We start from the raw sequence: 20,065 nt of genomic DNA, 5'->3' as shown, positions 1-20,065 counted from the left end.
CTCACGCGCCCCGCACCTCCTCCGCCAGCGCCAGCGCCTCGCGGGCCATCTCCGTCGTCGCGTCCAGGTCGGTCATCATCAGCGGCACGGCCCGGCACCGGATCCCGGCGCTCTCGACCCGCTCGACGAAGCCCGCGTCGACGGTGTCGACGAGCCAGCCGTCGAGCAGCCCGGAGCCGTAGTGCTCGGCCACGGCGGCGGCCGTGGACTCGACGCCGACGGCGGCGAGGACCTTGTCGGCCATCCCGCGCACGGGCGCGTCGCCGACGATGGGGGAGAGGCCCACGACCGGCACCCCGGCCTCGGCGATGGCCTCCCGGATACCGGGCACGGCGAGGATGGTGCCGACGGAGACGACGGGGTTGGACGGCGGGAAGAGGATCACGTCCGCCTCGGCGACGGCCTCCAGGACCCCGGGCGCCGGCTTCGCCTGCTCGGCGCCGACCGGCACGATCGCCTCGGCCGGCACGGAGGCCCGCAGCCGCACCCAGTACTCCTGGAAGTGGATCGCCTTGCGCTCACCGTCGATCTCGACGGCGACATGGGTCTCGACGCGGTCGTCGGTCATCGGGACGAGCCGCACCCCCGGCTTCCACCGGTCGCACAGCGCCTCGGTGACCGCGCTCAGCGGAAACCCGGCACTGATCATCTGTGTCCGGACGATGTGCGTGGCGAAGTCCCGGTCGCCGAGGCCGAACCACTCGGGCCCGACGCCGTACGCCGCGAGCTCCTCCTTGAGATGGAAGGTCTCGTCGGCCCGGCCCCAGCCCTGCTCCTCGTTGATGCCGTCACCGAGGGTGTACATCACCGTGTCGAGGTCCGGGCAGACCTTCAGGCCGAAGAGGTGGATGTCGTCCCCGGTGTTGCCGATGACCGTGATGTCCGCGTCCGGCGCGGCCCGCTTCAGACCGCGCAGGAACCGGGCACCACCGATGCCGCCTGCCAGAACCACAATGCGCATGGGAGAAGTCTCGCAGGCGGGTACGACAACGGGTCGCCCACCCGCGACCACGGCCGGATTCCCACGGTCCCGGTCAGACCGTGACGGTCGCCGCCTCGGCCGCGCACGCCTTCGGGTGCATCGGCATGTCCGTCAGGCCCGGGTAGTAGACGTGCAGACTGATGGCCGGTTCCAGCGTGTCGTTGACGACCTCGTGCGCGTAACCCGGCGCGAACACCCGCTGCGCGCCCGCGCCGAGCACGCGCGTGCCCCGGTCGGTGCGCTCCGTCAGCGTGCCGTCGAGCACGGTGAGTACGCCGGAGGAGCCCCCGTGGTCGTGCAGCCCGGTGGCCTGCCCCGGCAGCCACGACAGCAGCCACACCTCGTAGCCGGGCCCGGTCAGCAGCCGGTGGTACCAGCGTGTGGTCGCGTCGTACTCGACGAGGTGCTCCCAGCGGGAGCGGTCCTCGGCGAGGGAACGGGCCAGTCCGGCGAACTCGGCCACGGTGACGGGGTGTTGGCGCGGCGCCCGGAGGAGGTGCGGTACTTCGAGAAGGTCGCCGGCGATCTGGAGGTCGCTGTCGCTGTTCATGAAGTGAGGTGGTCCTCGACGATGAGTGCGTGGGGGAGGGCTGGGTGTGACGTGAAGACGGAACAGCAGCCGAGCCGGGACGGGCTCAGTGGCGGCCGGAGCGGGTGGGGCTCAACAGCCGGGACAGCAGCTACAGCGACAGCGGGCAGCACCGAGGGACCCGGCGGTGCGGGTCGAGGTGAGTGCCAAGTGCGCGAGCATGCCCACAAGCACAGCGGTTCACACCTCCGCTGTCAACTTCACGTCCGGTATGTGGATGCCCGTTCACCTCTTCCGGTGCATCCGCGCGGTGAAAGGTTTGTGCTGGGGGTGTCGAGGACACATGGCGCACAACCCGGAACGAGTGAGCGGGATCGCGCCGGAACGAGATCGAACTCCTGGGCGTCCTTTCCCGTAAGGAAGGGAGATCCGGTGGGAACTCCCCTCTGCCGCCGCGCTGCTGTCAGGGTTTATGCCGATTTGAACACTTTCCGCATAGCCTTGGTTCCGCAGAGTGAATAAGGGGCTCAATAGCAGATCTCGGCTTGACTCGCCCGTAGCAGCACACTTGTAATTTCACTCGTGTCGTTCAGCCGAAATCGGTAACGGCCGCACGACGGGGACGCGAAAGACGGACGAGGGGCGCACATGACCGAGCTCGTGCAGCAACTGCTGGTCGACGACGCGGACGAGGAACTCGGCTGGCAGGAGCGCGCGCTCTGCGCCCAGACCGATCCCGAGTCCTTCTTCCCCGAGAAGGGCGGCTCGACCCGCGAGGCCAAGAAGGTCTGCCTCGCCTGCGAGGTCCGCTCCGAGTGCCTCGAGTACGCCCTCGCCAACGACGAGCGGTTCGGTATCTGGGGCGGCCTGTCGGAGCGCGAGCGCCGCCGCCTCAAGAAGGCGGTCGTCTGACCCGCCCGGAACAGCAGCCCGGAAAGCCGCTCGGCACAGTCGAACAGGAACAACCGAACATGTACGGCCCGTCGCTGGTGGGTTATCCACAGGCGGCGGGCCGCCTGGCTGCTCAGCCGTTAGTGTGGGCCCTCGTCCGAGACGTCCCGCTGTCCCCGCCGGACACACAGACGTCCACCGCAGTCCACCGAACCGGGGCCCGTACCTCGATGTCCGTGCACAGCCACACCGCAGCTCACCAAGACGCTGCCACTCCTGAGTTCCCACGTCATGTGGTGACCGCGGTCCTCGTCGCGCACGACGGCGCCCGCTGGCTGCCCGACGCGCTCGCCGGACTGCTCGGCCAGGAGCGCCCCGTGCAGAGCGCCATGGCGGCCGACACCGGCAGCGCGGACGACTCCGCCCGGCTCCTGTCCGACGCCCTCGGCGCGGACCGCGTCCTGCACCTCGCGCGACGGACCGGTTTCGGCCAGGCCGTCGAGGAGGCCAACCGCACCGCGGGCGTCCTCACCCAGGACGACCTGGCCTACCTCAGGCGCCCCAGCGGCTGGGACCCGGTCACCCGCAGCTGGCGCGACGACGCGTACGACATGCCGGAGCTCCCCCACGGAGAACCGGTCCAGTGGCTGTGGCTGCTGCACGACGACTGCGCCCCCGAACCCGACGCCCTCGCCCAGCTGCTGCGGGTCGTGGAGAACGAACGCGAGCTGGGCCGGGACGACGTCGCCGTCGTCGGCCCCAAGCTGCGCGGCTGGTACGACCGCCGTCAGCTCCTGGAGGTCGGCGTCACCATCGCCAACTCCGGCCGCCGCTGGACCGGCCTGGACCGCCGCGAGCAGGACCAGGGCCAGCACGACCACGTCAAGCCCAGCCTCGCCGTGTCCACCGCCGGCATGCTGATCCGCCGCGACGTCTTCGACGAACTGGGCGGCTTCGACCGCCGCCTGCCCCTCATGCGGGACGACGTCGACCTGTGCTGGCGCGCCACCACCGCCGGACACCGCGTCCTCGTCGCCCCCGAGGCCGTCGTACGGCACGCCGAGGCGTCCTCGCGCGAGCGCCGCACCGTCGACTGCGTGGGCCGCAGCGCCGCCTCCCCGCACATGGTCGACAAGGCGGGCGCGGTCTACACCCTCCTCGTCAACTCCCGTACGGCACAGCTCCCCTGGGTGCTGCTGCGCGTCGTCCTCGGCACCCTGCTCAGGACCGTCGCGTATCTCGTCGGCAAGGTGCCCGGACAGGCCGTCGACGAGATCCGAGGTCTGCTGAGCGTGCTGCTGCGGCCCGAGCGGATCATCGCCGGGCGGCGCAGACGAGGCCGTTCACAGCTGGACAAGGGCGAGCTGCGCCCGCTGTTCCCACCGCCCGGCGCGACCGTCCGGGCCACCGTCGAACAGGCCGCGGGCGATCTCTTCGGCCGCTCCGACGCCGAGTCCTCCCAGGCCGGACGGCACGGCGGCGCGGTCGAGTCGGGCCCCGGGGACGACGACGCCGACTTCCTGCAGGTCGAGCAGTTCGCCCGGCTCAAGCGCGTCGCGCGCGCACCCGGGCCGGTGCTCTTCGCACTCCTGCTGCTCGCCTCGCTCGTCGCCTGCCGCGAACTGCTCGGCGGCGGCGCCCTCGCGGGCGGCACCCTGCTGCCCGCCCCCGCCGACTCGGCCGAGCTGTGGTCGCGCTACCTGGACGGCTGGCACCCGGTCGGCGCGGGCGGCGCCGAGGCCGCGCCGCCGTACCTGGCGATCGTGGCCATGCTCGCCTCCCTGCTCTTCGGCTCCGCCGGGCTCGCGGTCACCGTGCTCCTCGTGGCGTCCGTGCCCCTGGCCGGCTTCACCGCGTACTTCGCCTCGCGCCCCCTGGTCGAGTCCCGGCTGCTGCGCGCCTGGGCGGCCGTCGTGTACGCCTTCCTGCCCGCCGTCACCGGCGCGCTCGCCACCGGCCGCATCGGCACCGCCGTCCTCGCGGTCCTGCTGCCCCTCGTCGCCCGCGCGGGTGCGGCGGCCGGCGGCCTCACCAACAGCACGGGGGCGCGCGGCAGCTGGCGTGCCACCTGGGCGTACGCGCTGCTGCTGACGATCACCACCGCGTTCACCCCGATCGTGTGGCCCATCGCGCTGCTCCTCGGCCTCGGCCTGCTCGCCGTGCGCCGCCGCGAACTCACCGCCTACGGCCCGCGCTTCCTCGCCCAGCTGGGCACCCCGCTGCTGATCCTCGCCCCCTGGTCGCTGACGCTCCTGCCGTTCGGCTTCTTCGAGGAGGCCGGTCTGGAGTACGGCAGCGGCACCGCCTCGGCGACCGACCTGCTCGGCATCAGCCCCGGCGGCCCCGGCACGGTCGGCGGGCTGACGCTCATCGGTGTCGTCCTGGCCGCGCTGGCCGCCCTGCTCCGCTCGGAACGGCAGCCGGCGATCCGGACCGCCTGGACCGCCGCCCTGGTGGCCCTGGTCTTCGCGGTCCTCTCCAACGCCTCCACCTGGGCCGGCCCCGCCACCCTCGTCCACGGCATCGCCCTCCTCGCCGCCGCCACCCTGGGTGCCGACGGGGCACGCCACCGCGTGGCCAAGCAGAGCTTCGGCTGGCGGCAGCCGGTGGCCGTGCTCATCGCGCTCGCCGCCGCCGTCGGCCCGCTGCTGGCCGCCGCAGGATGGGTGCTCGGCGGCGCCGACGGCCCCCTGGAGCGCCGCGACCCCGTCCAGGTGCCCGCGTTCGTCGCCGAGGAGAGCGGCACCCGCGACCAGGCCCGCACCCTGGTCCTCGACAGCGACTCCACCGCCGAGGTCGGCTACACCCTGGTCCGAGGCTCCGGCGTCCGCCTCGGCGACGCCGAACTCACCGCCGCCGCCGGGGACAGCGAGCAACTGGACAAGGTCGTCGCCAACCTCGTCGCGGGCTCCGGCGCCGACCAGACCGACGAGCTCGGCGGCTTCGCCGTGCGGTACGTCCTGGTCCGCCCGGGCGCGCCCCGCGAGGTCGCCCGCGTCCTGGACGCCACGCCCGGCCTGAGCCGCCTCAGCCAGCAGGACGGCAGCGCCCTGTGGCGGGTGGACCGCCAGGTCTCCCGCGTCACCATCGAGGCCTCCTCCGGCGAGCCGAAGGCCGTCGCCGCCGGCCCCGTCGACGTGCACACCACCATCCCGGCCGGCGGCTCGGGCCGCGTCCTGCGCCTCGCCGACACCGCCGACGAGTCCTGGACCGCCACCCTCGACGGCAAGCCGCTCACCGCGACCACGGTCGACGGCTGGGCCCAGGGCTTCCAGCTGCCCGTGGACGGCGGCCGGCTGGACGTCACCTTCGACGCCCCCGTCAGCCACACCGGCTGGCTGTGGGCCCAGGGCTCGCTCGCCGTCGTCCTCGTGGTCCTCGCCCTCCCCGGCCGCCGCAGGGACGTCGACGACGACCTCCCCGACGAGCCCGTCGCCGTCCCCGCCCAGGACGTCACGGGCGACGGCCGCCGCGCCCGCCGCCTGCGCGCCCAGGCGGAGGCCGAGGCCGAACAGTCCGCCGACCCCGACCCGACCGCCCCTCCCGAGGAGTTCCCGGTCGCCGCCCCCGTCCCGCAGCAGCAGACGTACGGCGAGTGGGACGCGAACCAGACGGGCGCGGGCGCCGAGTACGGCCAGTACGACCAGCAGTACCAGGGCGCCCAGCAGTACCCGGCGGGCGCGTACGACCAGCAGCAGTACTACCAGGCCGACCCCGACCAGGGCGGCCAGTACGACCCGTACGCCTCCTACGGGGGCAACACCGCCTCGTACGACCAGACGTACACCCAGGGCTACGACGCGACGTACGACCCGTCGCACGGCACCGGCCCCGACAGTGAGCGCCCCGACGGGAGCCAGCAGTGAACCGCCAGACCCTGTCCCTGATCGCCGGCGCGACCGCCCTCGCCGCCGTCACCGGCTTCGCGGTGCTCACCACGCCCGACGCCTCCGGCGGCGACACCACCACGAAGGCGGCCGCCCAACTGCCCGTCCAGCGCACGAGCCTGCTCTGCCCCCAGCCGAGCACCTCGGACCTCGCGGAGACCGCGTACACCTCCTTCACCCCCGTCACCGAGGGCACCGCGGGCAAGGGCGGCGCCGAACTCGTCGCGGCGGGCGCGGAGTCGACGGACCCCGGCAAGGGCGACAAGAGCGAGGACGGCAAGGACGGCAAGGGCGACAAGGCGGCCAAGCCGGTCGTCGAGGTCAAGGAGCCCGGCAAGCCCGTCACCGGCGGCACCGACGGCGGCGACTCACCCGCGCTGATCGGCACGGCCGAGGGGAGGTTCGCGCCCGGCTGGACGGTCCAGGAGACCACCGAGGTCGCCGCCGGCACCGGCCGCGGCCTGCTCGGCGTCAACTGCACCGCCCCGGACACGGAGTTCTGGTTCCCGGGCGCCAGTACCGCCGCCGGCCGCACCGACTACGCCCACCTCGTCAACCCCGACGACTCGGCGGCCGTCGTCGACATCGAGCTGTACGGCAAGGACGGCGCCCTGAAGTCGACGGTCGGGGACGGCATCACGGTCCAGCCCCGCGCCGCCGAGCCGGTCCTGCTGTCGACGCTCGCCACGGCGAAGGAGGCCGACCTCACAGTCCACGTCAGCGTCCGCAGCGGCCGGGTCGCCGCGGCGGTCCAGGCCCTCGACGACAAGCAGGGCGGCGACTGGCTCGCCGCCGCGGCCGACCCGGCCGGCAGCCTGGTCCTCCCCGGCATCCCGAAGGACGCCACCTCCGTGACCCTCGTCGCCTTCACCCCCGGCGAGACCGACGCCGACCTGAAGCTCCGCCTCGCCTCGCCCAACGGCACGATCACCCCGGCCGGCAACGAGACGCTGCACGTCAAGGGGGGGATGACCGCCACCGCCGATCTGGGTGACATCACGCGCGGCGAGGCCGGATCCCTCATCCTCACCCCCACCGGCCAGTCGGTCCCGGTGGTGGCCGCGCTCCGCGTCGTGCGGGGCAAGGGCGCCAACCAGGAGACGGCCTTCATCCCGGCGACCCGCGCGGTCGGCGCGCGCGCCACGGTCGCCGACAACCGTGCCAAGGGCACGACCCTCGCCCTCACCGCCCCGAACGGCGCGGCCGAGGTCAAGGTCACCGCGTCCGCCGGCAGCGGCGGGGGCGAGCCCACGACGAAGACGTTCACGATCAAGGCCGGCACCACCCAGAACGTCGACATGCCCGCCCCGGCCGGCCTCAAGGGCACCTACGCCCTCACCGTCGAACCCACCTCCGGCGGCCCCGTCTACGCCTCCCGCACCCTCGAATCCAAGCTCGACACCGTCCCCGCCTTCACCATCCAAACCCTCCCGGACGACCGAGGCACGGTAGCCGTCCCGGAGGCCCGCCAAGACCTGTCGATCCTGCAGAGGTAGCGCTTCGCGGGAGGGGGTGGGGGGTTCGGTGCGTCGGCGAGTGCGGGTGGGTGGGGGCTGGTCGCGCAGTTCCCCGCGCCCCTAAAAGCTTCAGGCCCCTGCGGGCCTGGAAGTCGACGGGGCTGCGGGCCTGAAATGCACGGGGCGCAGCCCCGGCATCTCAGGAGCGCGGGGAACTGCGCGAGAACCCCCACCGAACCCGCGCCGACCCACCCACCCCGGGCGAACCCACGGTTCAGTCCTCCCCGTACCGAGGATCCACACTCTCCGGATTCAGCCCCAGCAACTCCGCCACCTGCTCCACCACGACCTCATGCACCAGCGCGGCCCGCTCCTCCCGCCCCTTCGTGCGAATCTCCACCGGCCGCCGATACACCACGACCCGAGCCGGCCGCCCCTCCCGCGCCGCCACGGTCCCCCCGAGCGGCACGGCCTCGTCGTTCCAGGCCCCGTCCACCGGCCCGTCGAGCCGAGGCACCTCCAGCACGAGGAAGTCGATGTCCGCCAGCTGCGGCAACCGCCGCTCCAGCCGCTCCACGGAGTCCTGCACCAGATTCGCGAACACATCCGCCCGACTCGCCGAGAGCGGCACCTGCGGCGGCGCGATGGGCCCACGCATCCCCCTGCCGTGCCGATCTCGGCGGCGGGGCCCGGGTGCGGAGGCGGCGCGGGGCGGTACGAGGTTGTCCATCACCTGTGAAGCGTAGTCCCCGCGAGGTCCGCCCGCCCGGCTCCACGCCCCCGGCGGCACGCACCACCAGACACCGCTGACCCGACACCGCTGACCTGGCATGTCCAACCGGCTCGCCGCACGACGGGGTCGCGGCGGCCCGTACGGCATGTCGCGGGATGACCATTCCAGCCAAGGTTGGGCTCGATTCCGTATCTCTCCGAGACCGCCGAACTCACGCCAATTGGCATGGTTTGTACCTAAAGTTGACCGCATTCAGGGCCGTTCGGCATCCCGGACGAGGGGTTACTCGCAGGTCAACGCGGTGGGTCCGGAGGGGCGTGTGGGGCGTTTCACAGCACGACACGGTGGAGTGACCTGGTGGAGAGTCGTCGCGGCCCGCTCAAGAGTGCGGTACCGTCCAACGTCGTGAGCCCTGTACGTCGCTGTTCGCGCACCGCTTGCGGCCGCCCCGCCGTCGCGACGCTGACGTACGTCTACGCCGACTCGACCGCGGTCCTCGGCCCCCTCGCCACCTACGCCGAACCCCACTGCTACGACCTGTGCGCCGAGCACTCCGAGCGCCTCACCGCGCCGCGCGGCTGGGAGGTCGTACGGCTGCTGGACGCCTCGGCCCCCGCGCGCCCCAGCGGTGACGACCTGGAGGCGCTCGCCAACGCCGTGCGCGAGGCGGCCCGCCCGCAGCGGCGCGCCGCGGAAGCCGGTGGCGGCCCACGCACGGCGGACCCGATGGAGGTCGCCCGCCGAGGCCACCTCCGCGTGCTGCGCTCACCCGACAACTGACGCCCCGGCCGGGCCCGTTGCTCTGGCCCGTGGGCGTACTCCCACCGGACCACGGAAGTTCTCAGAGGTCACACAGCCGACTGGCGCCTCGGGCGGGTAGTTTGGGGTGACCGGTGAGGACTTCAGGAGGGTTTGACCGTGGCTGCTGATCTGTCGACGATCGTGAAGGCGTACGACGTACGCGGGGTGGTCCCGGACCAGTGGGACGAGACCCTGGCCGAGCTGTTCGGGGCGGCCTTCGTACGGGTGACCGGTGCGAAAGCCCTGGTGACCGGCCACGACATGCGGCCCTCCTCGCCCGGCCTGTCGCGTGCCTTCGCGCGCGGGGCGGCGGCGCTCGGGGTGAACGTGACCGAGATCGGCCTCTGTTCGACGGACCAGCTGTACTACGCGTCGGGCGCGCTGAACCTGCCCGGCGCGATGTTCACGGCCTCCCACAACCCCGCCCAGTACAACGGCATCAAGATGTGCCGCGCGGGCGCCGCCCCCGTCGGCCAGGACACCGGCCTCGCCGAGATCCGTGAACTGGTCGAGGGCTGGAGCGACTCGGGCGCCCCGGCGCCGGCCGCGACACCGGGAACGATCACCCAGCGAGACACGTTGGAGGATTACGCGGCGCACCTCCGCGGCCTCGTCGACCTGACCTCGATCCGCCCCCTGAAGGTCGTCGTCGACGCGGGCAACGGCATGGGCGGCCACACCGTCCCGACGGTCTTCGCCGGCCTGCCGCTCGACCTGGTCCCCATGTACTTCGAGCTGGACGGCACCTTCCCGAACCACGAGGCCAACCCCCTCGACCCGGCGAACATCGTCGACCTCCAGAAGCGGGTCCGCGAGGAGGGCGCCGACCTCGGCATCGCCTTCGACGGCGACGCCGACCGCTGCTTCGTCGTCGACGAGCAGGGCAACCCCGTCTCGCCCTCCGCGATCACCGCCCTGGTCGCCTCCCGCGAGCTCGCCAGGCACGGCGGCAAGGGCACGGTCATCCACAACCTGATCACGTCCTGGTCCGTCCCGGAGGTGGTGAAGGAGAACGGCGGCACGCCGGTGCGCACCCGCGTCGGCCACTCCTTCATCAAGGCCGAGATGGCCAGGACCGGCGCGATCTTCGGCGGCGAGCACTCCGCCCACTACTACTTCGCCGACTTCTGGAACGCCGACACGGGCATGCTGGCCGCCCTCCACGTCCTCGCCGCCCTCGGCGGCCAGGACGGCCCCCTCTCCGGCCTCGTCGCCCAGTACGACCGCTATGCCGGCTCCGGCGAGATCAACTCCACGGTCGCCGACCAGACGGGCCGCCTCGCGGCGATCAAGGCGGCCTACGAGGGCCAGGAGGGCATCACCCTGGACGAGCTGGACGGCCTCACCGTCACCGCCGCCGACTGGTGGTTCAACGTCCGCCCCTCCAACACGGAACCCCTCCTCCGCCTGAACGCCGAGGCGAGGGACGAGACGACGATGGCGAAGGTGCGGGACGAGGTGCTGGGGATCATCAGGGCGTGAGCCCGCGCCCTGAAGGGGCGCGGGGAACTGCGCGAGAAGCCCCACCGGACGCGCGCTGTGGGGGTCGAAGGGGCGCAGCCCCTGGGGATGGGACGGGTAGGGGCGGCGGGGGCGATACACCCCCTCCCCCCAACCCCGGCACCAACCCCTCCACGGCGGTACTCTGACCAGGCCGCACCGCAAAAACCCCGCCCCCCGAAGGGACCCCGACATGCCGCTCGAAGCCGGCCTCCTGGAGATCCTCGCCTGCCCGGCGTGCCACGCCCCCCTCACGGAGGAGGACACCGAGCTGACGTGCACAAGCCAGGACTGCGGCCTCGCCTACCCGATCCGGGACGGCATCCCCGTACTCCTCGTCGACGAGGCCCGCCGCCCCGAGTGACCCGCGCGACCAAGCTCGCACGCAAGGCGTAACCCCGTACGAACCGGGAAACCCGGCGTACGGGCGACCAGGGCACCCGGCGATCGGAGACTTCCGCCCATGCTCGACGAATCGTTGCTGGACACCCCCGACGCCTTGTCGGAGGCGGACCGCCGCGACCTGCTCCGCGGCGCCGCCGAGGCCGGCGCCCGGGTCCGTACGGCCATCCGCCTCGGTATCGAGGCCGGCATCCCGGACCTGAAACCGGACGGCCGCCCCCGCGCCCTCCTGATCGCGGGCCCCGGCATGGCCTCCGCGGGCGTCGCCGACCTGCTCGGCGCCCTCGCCGGATCGAGCTGCCCCATCATCCGCCTCCACCCCTCCGGCGTGGCCCCCGCCGCGGGCGCCCTCCGCTGGGAGCTCCCCGGCTGGGCGGGCCCGGTCGACCTCCTCCTGGTCGCCACCGCGGACGGCAGCGAACCCGGCCTGGCGCTCCTCGTCGACCAGGCGTACCGCCGGGGCAGCACGGTCGTCGCCGTCGCCCCGGCCCACAGCCCCGTCGCCACGGCGGTCGAAGGCGCCCACGGCCTCTTCGTACCGATGGCGACCGCCCCGTACGAGCAGGAGGTGCCCCTCGGCGCCGCCGCCCCCGGCATCCTGTGGGCGCTGCTCACCCCGATGCTCGCGCTGCTGGACCGCACCGGCCTGGTCGCCGCCCCGCCGGACGCCCTGCAGAAGGTCGCCGACCGCCTCGACCACGTCGCCGAGCGCTGCGGCCCGGCCATCGCCACCTACAGCAACCCCGCCAAGACGCTCGCCGCCGAGCTGGCGGACGTGCTCCCGCTGATCTGGACCGAAGGACAGGCCGCGGGCCCGGTGGGCCGGCGTTTCGCCTCCGCCCTCTCCGAACTGGCGGGCCGCCCCGCGCTCGCCGCCCAGCTCCCTGAGGCCCTCGCCTCGCACACGGTGCTGCTGTCCGGCCCGCTCGCCGCGAACGCCGACCCCGACGACTTCTTCCGCGACCGCGTCGAGGACGCACCCGTGCTGCACGCGCGCGTGGTGCTCGTCCGCGACCGCCCGACCGGGGGCCTGAGCGCCGTACCGTCCGCCCGCGAGCTGGCCCTCGGCCACGACACCGCGATCAGCGAGCTGGAACCCGAGGAGGGCAGCGACCTGGAAACCCTCGCGGAGATGATCGCCATCACGGATTTCGCCGCCGTTTACCTGTCGCTCGCTTCCGGAGCCTGATCTTTACCGGAGCCCGACCCTGACCGGGGCCTCGGCCGGCTCCCCACCTACGGAGAAGCACACACCATGGACCGCCTCGACAACACCGTCCGCCCCTACGCCTGGGGCTCGACCACCGCCATCCCGCAGCTCCTCGGCGTGGCCCCCACCGGCGAGCCGCAGGCGGAGATGTGGATGGGAGCCCACCCCGGCGCCCCCTCGCGCACCGGACGCGGCCCCCTCACCGAGGTGATCGACGAGGCCCCGGAGCGAGAGCTGGGCGCGCGCACCGTCGCCAAGTTCGGCCCCCGCCTCCCGTTCCTCCTCAAGCTCCTCGCCGCCGGAGCCCCCCTCTCCCTCCAGGTCCACCCCGACCTCGAACAGGCCAGGGAGGGCTACGAGGACGAGGAGCGGCGCGGCATCCCGATCGACGCGGGCCACCGCAACTACAAGGACGCCAACCACAAGCCCGAACTGATCTGCGCCCTCACGGAGTTCGACGGCCTCTGCGGCTTCCGCGACCCGCTCCAGGCCGCCGACCTGCTCGCCGCCCTCGACGTCGACTCCCTCAAGCCGTACGCCGACCTCCTGCACGCCCACCCCGAAGAGGCCGCGCTGCGCGAGGTGTTGACCGCCGTCCTGGGCGCCGACCCCGAGGAGATGACCCACACGGTCACCGAGGCCGCGGCCGCCTGCGCCCGCCTCGGCGGCGCCTACGCCCCGTACGCCGACATCGCCCACCACTACCCGGGCGACCCCGGCGTCATCGCCGCGATGCTGCTCAACCACGTACGCCTGCAGCCCGGCGAGGCCCTGTTCCTCGGCGCAGGCATCCCGCACGCCTACCTCAACGGCCTCGGCGTCGAGATCATGGCCAACTCCGACAACGTCCTGCGCTGCGGCCTGACCCCCAAGCACGTCGACGTCCCCGAACTCCTGCGCATCGTCCGCTTCGAGGCGACCGACCCCGGCGTCCTGCGTCCCGAGGCGTCCCCCGACGGCGAGGAGGTCTACGAGACCCCCATCGACGAGTTCCGCCTCTCCCGCTTCGTCCTCCCCGAGGCCACCGCCCCGCACGATCTCACCCGCGCCACCCCGCAGATCCTCCTCTGCACGGCCGGTTCGGTCCGCGCGGGCGAACACACGCTCGCCCCCGGCGAGTCCGTCTTCGTCCCGGCGGACGAGAAGGCGGAGGTGTCCGGACCGGGCACCCTGTTCCGCGCCACCGTGGTCGCCTGAGCCGCGCGAGCCGTCGCGCGAGCGGCGGGAACGGCCCCTGATCCAGAGCCTGGCGCACCGACGCCGGACCGGGCTGCAACAATGCCCCCTGCAAAAGGCGGGCAAAGCCCGGCCGGTGACGGACGGAAGCGTGGGTACCCATGCCCATGCACAGACATACGCGTAGGCGAAGGGACACCTCGGACACATGAGCGCGTCAGGCGGCACCAAGGCGATCGTGGCGGCACTCGCCGCCAACCTCGCGATCGCGGTAGCGAAGTTCGTGGCGTTCGTCTTCAGCGGCTCGTCATCGATGCTCGCGGAGTCCGTGCACTCCCTCGCCGACTCCGGCAACCAGGGCCTGCTCCTCCTCGGCGGCAAGAAGGCCCAGCGCGAGGCGACCCCGCAACACCCCTTCGGCTACGGCCGCGAGCGGTACATCTACGCCTTCCTCGTCTCCATCGTCCTCTTCTCCGTCGGCGGCATGTTCGCCATCTACGAGGGCTACGAGAAGATCAAGGACCCGCACGAGATCGAGAACTGGATCTGGCCGGTCGGCGTCCTCGTCTTCGCGATCATCGCCGAGACCTTCTCCTTCCGGACCGCCATCAAGGAGTCCAACACGCTCCGCGGCACGCAGTCCTGGAAGGGGTTCGTACGCCACGCCAAGGCCCCCGAGCTCCCCGTCGTGCTCCTTGAGGACCTGGGAGCGCTCGTCGGTCTGATCCTCGCCCTCGGCGGCGTCGGCCTGGCCCTCGCCACCGGCGACGGCATCTGGGACGGCATCGGCACGCTCTGCATCGGTGTCCTGCTGATCCTCATCGCGATCGTCCTGGCCGCCGAGACCAAGTCGCTGCTCCTGGGCGAGGCCGCCGGCGTGGAGGACGTCAGGAAGATCGAGGCCGCGATCGTCGACGGCGACACCGTCCCCGCCATCATCCACATGCGCACGCTCCACCTCGGCCCCGAGGAACTGCTCGTCGCCGCCAAGATCGCCGTCCGGCACGACGAAACGGCCACCGAGGTCGCCCACGCGATCGACGCCGCCGAGGCCCGCATCCGTGAGGCCGTCCCGATCGCCCGCGTCATCTACCTCGAACCCGACATCTACAGCGAGACGGAAGCCGCCAAGGGCGCCGACCCCGAGGCCGCCCCCGGCGGCCCGGCCCCCACCGCCGGTCACTGACCCACCGGCACTCCGCAGGACAGCAGGGCCCGTCGCGCACCAACGCGACGGGCCCTGCTTCGTCCCCGGCCCGCCGATCCCCAGCCCCTTCGGCTTGATCTGTACGCAGGCGGACTGGGGCGGCCGGGCCGACCGGTGTAGCTTGGGACGGAGCCAGACGTCGCTGCTGATGGCGGTCGGGCGGTCCCACCGGGACCGGCCGAGGGAGAGAGGGCCTCCGACGGACTGCGCTGCGCGCACGCGGGCATGCCTGTGTCCTCTTCGGGGCACCCCTGTGTCCGCCGCCGCGCAGACCAGCCCTACCCACCCTCGACCCGACACCGAGGAGCAGTTCGCAATGACGACTGTCGACAACCGGCAGGACTTCAAGGTCGCCGACCTCTCCCTGGCCGAGTTCGGCCGCAAGGAGATCACTCTCGCCGAGCACGAGATGCCCGGCCTGATGGCGATCCGCAGGGAGTTCGCCGCCACTCAGCCGCTGGCCGGCGCCCGGATCATGGGCTCGCTGCACATGACCGTGCAGACCGCCGTCCTGATCGAGACCCTGGTCGCCCTGGGCGCCCAGGTCCGCTGGGTGTCCTGCAACATCTTCTCCACCCAGGACCACGCGGCCGCCGCGATCGCGGTCGGCCCGAACGGTACGCCCGAGAACCCGCAGGGCGTCCCGGTCTTCGCCTGGAAGGGCGAGACCCTGGAGGAGTACTGGTGGTGCACGGAGCAGGCGCTGACCTGGCCGAACACCCCCACCGGCGGCCCGAACATGATCCTGGACGACGGCGGCGACGCCACTATGCTCGTCCACAAGGGTGTCCAGTACGAGAAGGAGGGCAAGGTCCCCTCCCTCGACACCGCCGAGTCCGACGAGCACCGCGTCGTCCTCGAACTCCTCGGCCGGACCATCACCGAGGGCTCGCAGAAGTGGACCCAGCTCGCCTCTGAGATCCGCGGCGTGACCGAGGAGACCACCACCGGCGTCCACCGCCTGTACGAGATGCAGCGTGACGGCGACCTGCTGTTCCCGGCGATCAACGTGAACGACGCCGTCACCAAGTCGAAGTTCGACAACAAGTACGGCTGCCGCCACTCCCTGATCGACGGCATCAACCGCGCCACCGACGTCCTCATCGGCGGCAAGACCGCCGTCGTCTTCGGCTACGGCGACGTGGGCAAGGGCTGCGCGGAGTCCCTCCGCGGCCAGGGCGCCCGCGTGATCGTCACCGAGATCGACCCGATCTGCGCGCTCCAGGCAGCGATGGACGGCTACCAGGTCGCCACCCTCGACGACGTCGTCGACAAGGCCGACATCTTCATCACCACGACCGGCAACAAGGACATCATCATGGCCGCCGACATGGCCAAGATGAAGCACCAGGCCATCGTCGGCAACATCGGCCACTTCGACAACGAGATCGACATGGCCGGCCTCGCGAAGATCCCCGGCATCGTCAAGGACGAGGTCAAGCCCCAGGTCCACACCTGGAAGTTCCCCGACGGCAAGGTCCTCATCGTCCTGTCCGAGGGCCGACTGCTGAACCTGGGCAACGCCACCGGTCACCCGTCCTTCGTGATGTCCAACTCCTTCGCGGACCAGACCCTGGCCCAGATCGAGCTGTTCACCAAGCAGGCCGAGTACCCGACCGGCGTCTACACGCTGCCCAAGCACCTCGACGAGAAGGTCGCCCGCCTCCACCTCGACGCGCTCGGCGTGAAGCTCACGACGCTCCGCCCCGAGCAGGCCGCGTACATCGGCGTGCAGGTCGAGGGCCCGTACAAGCCGGATCACTACCGCTACTGATCCGCCACTGATCCGCCCGGCGGCGGGTGCGTCCACGCACGGACCCACCCGTCCCGGCAGCAGCTCCCAGGCAGGCCCCCGCACCCCCGTGCCGGGGGCCTGCCCGTTCGGCCTTCCGCCTCGCTCGCCGGCCGGACCAGCCCGTCAAGACCCAGGACGCCCATGCCCCGCGGCCGGTATTCGCTTCATGACCTGCACGACCACACCCTCCTCGCCGAAGAACACTTCCACTGCGCGCCCGGCCCGTCCGGCTGGCGCTATGTCTCCCAGCTGACCGCCCCGTCCGGCGACCACGTCGGCTCCGTCGACCTGGCCCTCGACGAACTCGGCCGCCCCATCCGCCTCGAACTCCACGCCGCGAGCTGGCAGGTCCGCGGCGCCGCTCTCGACGGCGTCACCTGGGTCCGCACCGACCCCACCGGCACGGAGGCCACCGAAGGCAACGTCCCCGCCCACGCCTTCACCGGCACCTCCCCGGCCTTCCTGGTCGCCACCGCCCGCCTCCTGCGCCTCACCCCCTCCGCGCCCGCCACCCGCGTACGCCTCGTCGCCTTCACCGACCCGGTCCTCGCCCCGCGCACCCTCGACCAGTCCTGGGCCTTGATCGAAAGAGAAGCACACGCCACTGACAACGGCCCTCTGACCGTGGACGAATACCAGGTCACAGCCCTGGACACGGGCGAGCGGCACACCGTTCACCTAGCGGGCGACGTGGTCCTGGCGGCACCCGGAATCGAGCTGGAGCACCTGGAAACACCGCCGTCGACGTTCGACTGACGCCGGTGTCCGGCAGCCAGCGGCTCGGACGACCGCCGATGAGGGCATACGTAGGCGCCGGTGAGGCCTACGCAGCCGCCAACCGCCGGTAAGGCCTACGCAGGCGGCGCGAACCCCGTGCCCGGCCGCTCGGCAGGCGGCTGCGGGGCTCCCGGCGCTTCGGGAACAGCTCCACCGGGAGCGACCCCCGTGGGCCCCGCCGGCGGCACATACCCCGAGGCACCCGTCTGCGGGGACGGGCTCACGTACTGCCCGGGCGGGGCGTACACCGGAGCCGAGGGAGGCTGGGCAGCTGGAGCCACGGGTGGCTGGGCCACCGGAGGTTGAGCCCCGCCCCGCGCGCCCCCGAACGCCTGGCGCGCCTCCCGCGCCTGCCGCTCGTGCACCACCGCCGCCAGATACGCGCCCGGCGGCACCCCGTACGGCGCCGGAGCCCCCGTACGCGCCGCGAGGTCAGCGGCGAGACGTTCCGCCATCGCCGCACCGACCTGCGGGTCCAGCTGCCGCATCCGTGTCAGGTACTGCCGGACGGCCAGCCACAGCCCGTCCGGAACCGCGGACAGGTCCAGCCCGGAGAACTGCCCCGCGAGCCAGGGCGGCGGCGGAGGCACGAACGCCGTCCGCCCGGCCGGCACCCGCTCCCGCACCACCAGCGTCCCCGCGAACACGTCACCCAGCCGCCGCCCCCGCGCCGACACCAGCGAGGCGATGCACGCGACGACCCCGAACGTCACCAGGATCTCGACCACCCCGACCGCACCGCGCACCAGCGCGTGCCGGAACCGGATCGGCCCACCGTCGTCCCGCACCACCCGCAGCCCGCACGCCAGCTTCCCCAGCGAACGCCCATGGCTCAGCGTCTCCACCGCGATCGGCCCACCCACCAGGACGAGCAGGAAGCTCGCGATGGATATCGCCATCTGCGCGGCCTCGTCGAGGCCGGCTGTCGACAGCACCAGGACCAGGACCACCGCGAGATACACGACCATGGCCACGATCAGGTCGAGCAGCACGGCCAGCGCCCGGCTCGGCAGCTTCGCGGGACGCAGCTCCAGCGCCACCGCCTCGCCCGTCACTAGCTCACTCACACCCGTAGTCCTTCCGGTTTCATCCCCTGACCTGCCCCGAGAGTGGCCAGTCTGCCAAGCTGAGGTCACATCGCGCCGCAGTACGACCAGTACGACAAGCCGACACGCAGTAGTGAGAGGGACGAGGAGCAGCACACCCGATGGACCTCGATGTCTTCGTGTCCGCCCATCGTGCCGAGTGGGACCGCCTCGACGCCCTGCTCCGACGCCAGCGCCGCCTCAACGGAGCCGAGGTCGACGAACTCGTCGCTCTCTACCAGCGCACGGCCACCCATCTCTCACTGATCCAGTCGAGCGCTCCGGACCCTCAGCTCACCGGCCGCCTCAGCCAATTGGTGGCACGCGCGCGTAGTGCCGTGACAGGGAACCGCCGTGCCTCCTGGCGCGACGTCACCCGCTTCCTGACCCATGGCTTCCCCGCCGCGGTCTACCGCTCCCGTCACTGGTGGGTCCCCACCGCACTGCTCTCCACCCTCGTCGCCGTGATCCTGGGGTGGTGGATCGGCACCCACCCGGAGGTCCAGGCCTCCATCGCGGCCCCCGACGCACTGCGCGAGATGACCCGCCCCGGCGGCCAGTACGAGACGTACTACTCCAGCCATCCCGCCGCGTCCTTCGCCGCCCAGGTCTGGACGAACAACGCCCAGGCCGCCGCGATGTGCCTGGTCCTGGGCATCTTCCTGGGCCTGCCGGTCCTCTGGATCCTGCTGCTGAACATGCTCAACCTGGGTGTCGGCATCGGCCTGATGACGTCGGCCGGCCGCCTGGACGTCTTCCTCGGCCTGATCCTCCCGCACGGCCTCCTCGAACTGACGGCTGTCTTCGTCGCCGCCGGCACGGGCCTGCGCCTCGGCTGGACCGTCATCGACCCAGGCCCGCGTACGCGCCGTTCGGCACTGGCCGAGGAGGGGCGAGCCGCCGTGGGCATGGCGATAGGCCTGGCGCTGGTCCTCTTCGTCTCCGGCGCCATCGAAGGCTTCGTCACCCCGTCCGGCCTGCCCACCTGGGCCCGCATCACCATCGGCGTCCTCGCCGAGCTCGCCTTCCTCGCGTACGTCTACGTCCTGGGCGGGCGCGCCGTCCGTGCCGGTGACACGGGCGACGTCGAGGAGCACGAACGCAGTGCCGCGGTGCCTACGGCCGCCTGATGTGCATCCACCCCTCCCGGGCTGTTAGTCTCCTCTTCGTTCCCGCAAGAGCCGTTGACACGGTGACTGTGGGGAGGTAGATTAGAACAGTTGCCTAGAGGTGGATATGCCCTAGGGTGACAGTGAAAATCTATCGGCTTCTCGCGAATATGATTTCCCGAGTGAGCCCACTCCGATGATTCAGGATCGAGCGGTCGGTCAGTCCGGCCAAAAACTTCTGATAAAGTCGGACTCGCCGAAAGAAAGCCGAAAGGCAATTAATTAGGCAAGGCCCTCCAACGGCCACCGGAAATGAAATCCGACCGGAAACGGAACGGAAAACGGATCTGGTAAGGTTGGAAACGCAAAACAGCAAGACCGAAGGGAAACTGCCCGGAGGAAAGCCCGAGACTAGCTTGGGTGAGTACAAAGGAAGCGTCCGTTCCTTGAGAACTCAACAGCGTGCCAAAAATCAACGCCAGATATGTTGATACCCCGTTCCCGGCCGGGTCATCCGGTTTGGG

General features: G+C 71.9%; 17 protein-coding genes. 12 read left to right on the top strand and 5 right to left on the bottom strand.

Going from position 1 to position 20,065, the window contains the following annotated elements; all coding sequences use genetic code 11:
* Nucleotide 1 precedes the first annotated feature (1 nt).
* Nucleotides 2–961: a 2-phospho-L-lactate transferase gene (gene cofD, locus ABT147_RS16480; RefSeq protein WP_351406403.1), complete on the bottom strand. Its 960-nt coding sequence runs from the start codon at nt 959–961 to the stop codon at nt 2–4.
* A gap of 73 nt (nt 962–1,034) precedes the next feature.
* Nucleotides 1,035–1,532, bottom strand: coding sequence for a cysteine dioxygenase (locus ABT147_RS16475; RefSeq protein WP_351406400.1), 498 nt, complete (start codon nt 1,530–1,532; stop codon nt 1,035–1,037).
* 627 nt (nt 1,533–2,159) lie between these two features.
* On the opposite strand from ABT147_RS16475, the gene ABT147_RS16470 reads away from it, so the two are divergent.
* The 3 genes from ABT147_RS16470 to ABT147_RS16460 all read left to right on the top strand — a co-directional run bounded on the left by ABT147_RS16470 (nt 2,160) and on the right by ABT147_RS16460 (nt 7,785).
* The gene (locus tag ABT147_RS16470) at nt 2,160–2,423 is read left to right on the top strand and encodes a WhiB family transcriptional regulator (RefSeq protein WP_109380992.1); all 264 of its coding nucleotides are present in this window, start codon (nt 2,160–2,162) and stop codon (nt 2,421–2,423) included.
* A 209-nt stretch (nt 2,424–2,632) separates the two neighbouring features.
* A complete protein-coding gene (locus tag ABT147_RS16465; RefSeq protein WP_351406398.1) occupies nt 2,633–6,268 on the top strand; it encodes a glycosyltransferase in 3,636 nt (1,211 codons plus the stop codon).
* On the top strand, nt 6,265–7,785 hold the full coding sequence (locus ABT147_RS16460) for a DUF5719 family protein (RefSeq protein WP_351406395.1): 1,521 nt from the start codon (nt 6,265–6,267) through the stop codon (nt 7,783–7,785). Before ABT147_RS16465 ends, ABT147_RS16460 begins: the two co-directional genes overlap by 4 nt.
* A gap of 235 nt (nt 7,786–8,020) precedes the next feature.
* Here ABT147_RS16460 and ABT147_RS16455 read toward each other — a convergent pair whose 3' ends face one another.
* Entirely contained in the window at nt 8,021–8,476 is a 456-nt protein-coding gene (locus tag ABT147_RS16455; protein WP_351406721.1) for a metallopeptidase family protein, read from the bottom strand.
* A 360-nt stretch (nt 8,477–8,836) separates the two neighbouring features.
* On the opposite strand from ABT147_RS16455, the gene ABT147_RS16450 reads away from it, so the two are divergent.
* The 8 genes from ABT147_RS16450 (at nt 8,837) to ABT147_RS16415 (ending at nt 17,326) form a co-directional block, all read left to right on the top strand.
* Nucleotides 8,837–9,259: a DUF3499 domain-containing protein gene (locus ABT147_RS16450; RefSeq protein WP_351406393.1), complete on the top strand. Its 423-nt coding sequence runs from the start codon at nt 8,837–8,839 to the stop codon at nt 9,257–9,259.
* A 138-nt stretch (nt 9,260–9,397) separates the two neighbouring features.
* Nucleotides 9,398–10,762, top strand: coding sequence for a phosphomannomutase/phosphoglucomutase (locus ABT147_RS16445; RefSeq protein WP_351406390.1), 1,365 nt, complete (start codon nt 9,398–9,400; stop codon nt 10,760–10,762).
* 211 nt (nt 10,763–10,973) lie between these two features.
* Nucleotides 10,974–11,144, top strand: a complete 171-nt coding sequence (locus tag ABT147_RS16440; protein WP_152169360.1) for a Trm112 family protein — start codon at nt 10,974–10,976, stop codon at nt 11,142–11,144.
* A gap of 99 nt (nt 11,145–11,243) precedes the next feature.
* On the top strand, nt 11,244–12,371 hold the full coding sequence (locus tag ABT147_RS16435) for an SIS domain-containing protein (protein ID WP_351406388.1): 1,128 nt from the start codon (nt 11,244–11,246) through the stop codon (nt 12,369–12,371).
* Between the two features lie 66 nt (nt 12,372–12,437).
* Nucleotides 12,438–13,589 (top strand): mannose-6-phosphate isomerase, class I, encoded by a 1,152-nt coding sequence (gene manA, locus ABT147_RS16430; RefSeq protein ID WP_351406385.1) that lies wholly within the window; start codon nt 12,438–12,440, stop codon nt 13,587–13,589.
* A 187-nt stretch (nt 13,590–13,776) separates the two neighbouring features.
* Nucleotides 13,777–14,754 carry a cation diffusion facilitator family transporter gene (locus ABT147_RS16425; RefSeq protein ID WP_351406384.1) on the top strand — a complete coding sequence of 326 codons (978 nt, stop codon included), beginning with the start codon at nt 13,777–13,779 and terminating at the stop codon, nt 14,752–14,754.
* A 337-nt stretch (nt 14,755–15,091) separates the two neighbouring features.
* Complete coding sequence (gene ahcY, locus ABT147_RS16420) at nt 15,092–16,549, top strand: adenosylhomocysteinase (RefSeq protein ID WP_351406383.1); 1,458 nt, start codon at nt 15,092–15,094, stop codon at nt 16,547–16,549.
* Nucleotides 16,550–16,711: 162 nt separating this feature from the next.
* Complete coding sequence (locus ABT147_RS16415) at nt 16,712–17,326, top strand: hypothetical protein (RefSeq protein ID WP_351406382.1); 615 nt, start codon at nt 16,712–16,714, stop codon at nt 17,324–17,326.
* A 95-nt stretch (nt 17,327–17,421) separates the two neighbouring features.
* Here ABT147_RS16415 and ABT147_RS16410 read toward each other — a convergent pair whose 3' ends face one another.
* The gene (locus ABT147_RS16410; RefSeq protein ID WP_351406380.1) at nt 17,422–18,414 is read right to left on the bottom strand and encodes an RDD family protein; all 993 of its coding nucleotides are present in this window, start codon (nt 18,412–18,414) and stop codon (nt 17,422–17,424) included.
* A 140-nt stretch (nt 18,415–18,554) separates the two neighbouring features.
* Between ABT147_RS16410 and ABT147_RS16405 the strand changes: the two genes are divergently transcribed.
* Nucleotides 18,555–19,562, top strand: coding sequence for a stage II sporulation protein M (locus ABT147_RS16405; protein WP_351406379.1), 1,008 nt, complete (start codon nt 18,555–18,557; stop codon nt 19,560–19,562).
* 257 nt (nt 19,563–19,819) lie between these two features.
* On the opposite strand, the gene ABT147_RS16400 is transcribed toward ABT147_RS16405, so the two are convergent.
* The coding region (locus tag ABT147_RS16400; protein ID WP_351406378.1) for a hypothetical protein at nt 19,820–20,065 on the bottom strand (246 nt) is incomplete at its 5' end.

This window comes from Streptomyces sp. NPDC001868, from assembly GCF_040297125.1.
Lineage (GTDB): Bacteria > Actinomycetota > Actinomycetes > Streptomycetales > Streptomycetaceae > Streptomyces.
This window is presented reverse-complemented; position numbering and strand designations above follow the sequence as displayed.

Bases quoted from the DNA above. Each gene is read 5' to 3' on its own strand.
- ABT147_RS16415 (WP_351406382.1), top strand. From the start codon at position 16,712: ATGCCCCGCGGCCGGTATTCGCTTCATGACCTGCACGACCACACCCTC.
- manA (WP_351406385.1), top strand. From the start codon at position 12,438: ATGGACCGCCTCGACAACACCGTCCGCCCCTACGCCTGGGGCTCGACC.
- ABT147_RS16405 (WP_351406379.1), top strand. From the start codon at position 18,555: ATGGACCTCGATGTCTTCGTGTCCGCCCATCGTGCCGAGTGGGACCGC.
- cofD (WP_351406403.1), bottom strand. From the start codon at position 961: ATGCGCATTGTGGTTCTGGCAGGCGGCATCGGTGGTGCCCGGTTCCTG.
- ABT147_RS16425 (WP_351406384.1), top strand. From the start codon at position 13,777: ATGAGCGCGTCAGGCGGCACCAAGGCGATCGTGGCGGCACTCGCCGCC.
- ABT147_RS16435 (WP_351406388.1), top strand. From the start codon at position 11,244: ATGCTCGACGAATCGTTGCTGGACACCCCCGACGCCTTGTCGGAGGCG.
- ABT147_RS16470 (WP_109380992.1), top strand. From the start codon at position 2,160: ATGACCGAGCTCGTGCAGCAACTGCTGGTCGACGACGCGGACGAGGAA.
- ABT147_RS16465 (WP_351406398.1), top strand. From the start codon at position 2,633: ATGTCCGTGCACAGCCACACCGCAGCTCACCAAGACGCTGCCACTCCT.
- ABT147_RS16475 (WP_351406400.1), bottom strand. From the start codon at position 1,532: ATGAACAGCGACAGCGACCTCCAGATCGCCGGCGACCTTCTCGAAGTA.
- ABT147_RS16455 (WP_351406721.1), bottom strand. From the start codon at position 8,476: ATGGACAACCTCGTACCGCCCCGCGCCGCCTCCGCACCCGGGCCCCGC.
- ABT147_RS16440 (WP_152169360.1), top strand. From the start codon at position 10,974: ATGCCGCTCGAAGCCGGCCTCCTGGAGATCCTCGCCTGCCCGGCGTGC.
- ahcY (WP_351406383.1), top strand. From the start codon at position 15,092: ATGACGACTGTCGACAACCGGCAGGACTTCAAGGTCGCCGACCTCTCC.